General features: G+C 50.2%; 3 protein-coding genes. All 3 read right to left on the reverse strand.

The genetic code is table 11. The features are described 5' to 3' along the window. Positions 1-752: 752 nt before the first annotated feature. Positions 753-956 carry a hypothetical protein gene (locus tag ABYV26_RS22895; protein WP_372683671.1) on the reverse strand — a complete coding sequence of 68 codons (204 nt, stop codon included), beginning with the start codon at positions 954-956 and terminating at the stop codon, positions 753-755. Positions 957-1246: 290 nt separating this feature from the next. Continuing rightward, complete coding sequence (locus ABYV26_RS22900; protein WP_372683672.1) at positions 1247-1576, reverse strand: hypothetical protein; 330 nt, start codon at positions 1574-1576, stop codon at positions 1247-1249. A gap of 773 nt (positions 1577-2349) precedes the next feature. Next, a partial coding sequence (locus ABYV26_RS22905) for a transposase (protein ID WP_372683673.1) occupies positions 2350-3647 on the reverse strand: 1298 nt, incomplete at its 5' end.

Raw genomic sequence — 3647 nt, forward strand, 5'->3', positions numbered from 1 at the left:
ATAAAGATCAGCATCAGGACGGAAAGCCCTCCCATCAGCCATGCCAGCGTTTCGATATCCGGCTTGCCTTTCTTACGGCCCCATCTAAACAGTGCATACCAGCCATAAAAATAGAGGCCAATCCCAATTGCTTTCCACATATCCCATCTCCTTTAGGTAGGTCACGTTGGGGGGTCCACATTCGTTTCACGTCTTACCTGGGTTTTTAATATCAAGGCGTTTTCGATTGATGGTGCATCGCAACCTGTCACGAGAGCAGGCTAACAGAGAATCTCTCCGCATGCAAACCATTGGGACCCCCACGCCGCATCCAACCCGTGCGCCGGCAGGCGTTCCCGTCAAGGCAACAAATGACTGGATGGGACATTTCTTGAGATCATAGGAGACCGGATCGGGCATGACGGACATGCGGCTATTTCCAATAAACGATAAAACCCCCATTTCGTAGAAATCGGAAAAGGGGGCGTTTCTGTTAATGGTGGAATGGGCGCTATTCAATGACCCGGTGATGCCAAACAAACTTTTTTTTCGGTACGATTTATGGAAAGGCGGGGCCCAATGGCAACCGCATCAGTTTAAGAAAAAGAGGAGAGGGTCGCTCGCTTCGGGTGTGTTTCCGCATCCGAGAGACCCATGGATGAATGGATGGGCCGGTGTCTGGGCGTGGGGAAATTGAGCCCTCCCCGCAGTCCCGATGGCGGGAACGCCGTTTCGCTTCGACAAGCGGCGAGGAATGGGTTCGCTATCGCGGTTCAAACGGCCATCAGTTGAATCTGAGCCACCAGATGATCCTTGCTCTGCCTGACGTCCTCCAGCGCTTCTTCCGGACCTACCCGGTCTATCTTGAAGTTCATGTACTCCGTAACGACTGCATGTGCCCGGCCTCCCGGGATCATCAGGCCATCTTCGTTCAGTATCGTCATGATCTTAATCATGGCTTTGGATTTATCCATCATGATCGCTTTCTCCGGCAACCTGTCCGTCCGAGGTCACCGGCAAGAATGAAGATTAAGGTAGATGGGTCTGTGAATACCGCCGTTATGGTACAAGATGTTGTTGTCTGTCAAGTAGCTTTTTCTATATATGGTGGCTTAGTCGGAAATTATTTTTTACTGCCGGATCCGGCGGGTCATCATTTTCTGTTGCGAGGTAGGCGATGGACCGTGACAAGGGCAGGATCCCGATCTGCGATTTTTGGCCGCGCTTCGGATAGAACTTGATTTTCGGAATGAAAACAAAATCGATGTTATCCAGCATACTGCGCTTTTTTCACAGCCTCAAGCAGGAATTCATCAAACGATGAACCCGGATGGAGGCCGGTTGACTGATAGGCGAAAACAGACACCCCCAGGCGCAACCGTGTACCACCGAAGACAGACTGTCGTTTGTTGAGAAATGAGTGGTTGACCCGGTCGACCCATTCGGGTCGCTTCTCCAGAACCAGCCGCGCCGCCATCTCCGCTGCCTGTGCCGTCAGCCCGGAACACTGCTGGAAATGGGCTTTCTTGTCATCCCTGACCTTGTTGGAAAACACTCGACGGCATGTGGCACCGTTGGTTGCCTTGAAGGCACCCAACGAACTTACCTCGCTTTTAATCCGTTTTCAGCCGCTTTGCGGAATCAAGACAGATGACCCTGTCCTCTTTCGATCTTCGAGGTTCTGGTGCGCGTCCCCCGCGTTGACCACTGGTAACGTGTTGGTAATGTTGATCTTGGCGGCACCGCTGCCAACCGCACCAAATCATTCTTGGGCCGCACGTTCGAGCCAGCCTCGGTCTGCCGTGAAGTGAAATAACATGGGGTGAGTCAAACGAAACAAACCAAGGACCATTGACGCTGTTTATCTGGCATTTTGTTTTACATTCAGCTCACTCTGTGATCAGTACAATAGCATGTATTCCCCGTCCAATAGATCACTCGGCTGAAAATGTTCAAGTTTTTATCCCTTCGACCAATAATTAGAGAAATGACTGTTTTTTTCTTAGGAGGGATAAATGCTTAAAGAAGACGCCAACAAAATATTACTTATTGTCGCTTTCATCATAACTACCACCTATTTTGCGATTCAAGATCTGCCTCTCTTATTTTTAGGCTTTTGAGGCTCAGTCCCTCTAGCAGACCGAAGCGACAAAACTTAAAATACCGACCCAACCCATCGTTTACTTGGTCGCGGCTAATTGATGTTTTGGCTGTTGAATAGCAATCGGAGCGGTATCGGAAGACCCTTTCTGCTGGGGTGGATGCGGCTTCCAGAATAAAGCGATCCTTGAATTAACTGCTTGCGCTGGTATCATTAGGTGATTTAAATCTGGACGCGTGTCCGGCTAATCATTAACTCAACTTTCGGGGTTACGCCAAAACCGTCACTCCGTCGCTCTTTGACACGTCGACATATTGCATTGCGTTTTCAATGATAACATCCAATATAGCTGATGCCGTTTTCTCACAATAACTGCCGATTTCTCTCAACCGTTCACCCGCAAGTGTTAGTATCCGGTAGAGGGCTTCGATAAAGGAAATGTCCGCCATCTCATCGCAGCAAGCATAAAACAGATCCCCAAATGTACGGTGGTCTGTTTCTATGCGGCTTTGGTACGCCAGAAACATGTAACGCATGAATACGATGCTGGTATGGGCAATCAATGCATCGAAGTCCCGACATTGAATCTCTTTGGCCAATTTCAGATGCTGCTTGGCCATCTTGAAGAACACCTCGATGTCCCAGCGCTTTCCGTAAATACGGATGATTTCTTCGCTGGCCAGTTCAAGGTCCGTAGACATCAATGCCAACCAATCCTTCTTACGCCTGTCTTGAACGAAGACCAGTTTGACGTTGGGTCCATCTTTTAGCGTTACGATGGTGCTGGCCTTGATTTTGGCGCGACCACGGCGCTTCTTGAGCTTCCGGTAAATGGCCATCAGGTCCATTTGATGCCCGCTGTAGCCGTAATGGATCTTGGTCGTTTTTTTCACCATACCGATGACGTCAATATGGTCTTTCAACGCTGTGACGGTGGCCGGCATGGTAAACCAACTGTCCATGAGCAGGTATTTTGCATCAACCCCTGCAGCCAGAATGCGTTTGACCATCGCTTCCAGATGATCAGTCGCCTTAATGGTCGCCTCCTTTCGGCGCTGCCATGCACAGCAACGTTTGTCCATGGATTTATAGCTTTCACAAAGCCGCTTGTTGGCATCAACCGATGACAACAGGGCAAAGTCCAACGGCAGGCAACTGCCACCGTCAGACCAGCAAACCGTGAGCATGCGAAACCCTTTGAGGAAACGCCCGCTGCTGTGATCCCACACCCGGGACAACAGTTCCACCATCTTGGACCGGGAACGATCGTACGGGCTGTCATCCACAATCAGCACCGAATCGCGAGCGTCATCGGTCAGCCGGTTGAAGAAACCATGCAGCCGGGTTCCCAACAGCAGCAACAGTCGTCGCCAGTTGGATGTGCATCCTTTGAGAAGTTCGTAAGCAGCATCTTTACCGAACGCCAGTTGATCATTGACCACAATGCCCCGGAAGAAATTCTTGCCAACAAAAGGCAATGTGAAGATGGTCATTATCAAAGAACGCACACTGAGCCCGCGACGTTTTCGGATCCCACAGCGATGCATGGAAGAAGCAATGTTGAATC

The organism is Desulfosarcina sp. (assembly GCF_041551955.1).
Classification (GTDB): domain Bacteria; phylum Desulfobacterota; class Desulfobacteria; order Desulfobacterales; family Desulfosarcinaceae; genus Desulfosarcina.